Consider the following 1,776-nt stretch of genomic DNA (forward strand, 5'->3'; position numbering starts at 1 on the left):
CCGCAGCCAGGTTGGAACCAATCCTCAAGATGTGGAAGTCAGCTACGTGGATCTTGGTGCTGCTGGCCGTGAACGCCAGGGCACGACCGGAGCAGCTTGAAGCCCAGGAAACAACTCAGGACAACACTCGCTCAGCAAACCCCCTACTACTTCCTAACCCAAATCCAAGCCCATTACCATGGCCAGAGCCAGATTGCCAATATAGTGGGCAAATGATAACGTATCGTGATAGCATCACACAGGATTGTAAAGTCTGCGGATGTTTCTCCTACGGGCCCAACCTAATTAAAAAATGCTCCAGCTGTAGCGAGTGTTCAGATTGGAGGCCAGTTCCGGTGCCCCCACTCCCACCATTGCCTCCAGTCCCGATTCCTGAACCAATACCGATACCGTTCCCGATTCCTCCATCTCCGAGGCCCGTCTGCCCACCCCCGGTCATAATCCCCAGGCCGTACCCCGTACCCGTTCCGGTGCCGGGCAAACGCGTCATCGTACCCGTCCCCGTGCCCGTACCCTCGCCGCCGATCTACATCCCGGGTCCCAAAGTACCCGTCCCGTACCCGGAACAAGTACCCGTACCGTACCCGGTATCGCGCCCCGTTCTTGTACCCGTACCGGTACCTATCAGCAATACCAAATTCTACCCTGTGCCTGTCATAATCTATGTCGCACCAATCTGCAGAGGATACCACCCTCTCACTCCCTTCAGACATCCAAGCAGGCCTTGCTCGATCAACGTGTGCAGAGTCAAATACAACTACGTGTACCTTGAGTCCGTTCCAGACCCAACATGCGGATCACAAGGACCACTACTGATCGGCGGCAGCTCTGCTCTGGCTCAAGCACAAGCTAACGCTCAAGCGTCCGGCGGCGGCTGGGGAGGCATCGGATCAGCTGACGCACTCGCCCAGGCACAGGCCCAAGCACAGGGCATCGGGGGCGGCTGGGGCCTCGGCTCAGCTGAGGCACAAGCACAGGCCCAAGCACAAGGCATCGCGGGCGGGTGGGGCGGAGTCGCCTCAGCCGACGCTCTAGCACACGCGCAAGCCCAAGGCCTTGGAGGATGGGGAGGAAGCGGATCAGCCGAGGCACAGGCCCAAGCGCAGGCGCTGGCTCAAGGCGGTGGACTCGGAGGCTACGGCGCTGCCAACGCTCTGGCCCAAGCACAGGCACAAGCTCAAGGACTCGCTGGATGGGGGGGATCAGGCTCGGCTGAGGCCCAGGCCCAAGCTCAAGCACTGGCGCAAGGTCTCGGTGGATGGGGAGGAGTTGGGTCCGCTGATGCTTTGGCTCACGCTCAGGCCCAAGGTCTCGGCGGATGGGGAGGAGCTGCCTCAGCCGAGGCCCAGGCTCAGGCCCTAGCGCAGGGCGGTGGACTTGGAGGGTACGGAAGCGCCGACGCTCTGGCTCAAGCTCAGGCTCAAGCTCAAGCCCTAGGGCTGACTCAACGCGGTCTTGGTGGATACGGGGCAGCTGACGCTTTGGCGCAAGCTCAGGCCCAAGCACACGCTCAAGCTCAAGGTATCGGCGGTTTGGTTGGATACGGATCTGCTAACGCACTGGCTCAAGCACAGGCGCAGGCCAATGCGAATGCGCAGGGCTCCGGCGGCGGTTTTGCCTGGAAGAGCGCAGAGGCGGCCGAACAAGCAGAGGCTCAAGGCGACAAATAAGAACTTGAAGCTGCCAAGAAACTCATCACAATGATCTTTGACAACGCCAGAATACTGGACCTGATTTAGTTTTAAGGCGAGCATGTAAAAATACAGTAGGCTAACT

The 1,776-nt window shown here is 59.8% G+C and carries 1 protein-coding gene; it reads right to left on the minus strand.

Going from position 1 to position 1,776, the window contains the following annotated elements; all coding sequences use genetic code 11:
- Positions 1 to 1,433: 1,433 nt before the first annotated feature.
- On the minus strand, positions 1,434 to 1,776 hold a 343-nt coding region (locus tag ACFHYQ_RS13435; protein WP_394301458.1), incomplete at its 5' end, for a hypothetical protein.

It is taken from the genome of Sphaerimonospora cavernae, from assembly GCF_042435035.1.
Taxonomy (GTDB): Bacteria; Actinomycetota; Actinomycetes; order Streptosporangiales; family Streptosporangiaceae; genus Sphaerimonospora; species Sphaerimonospora cavernae.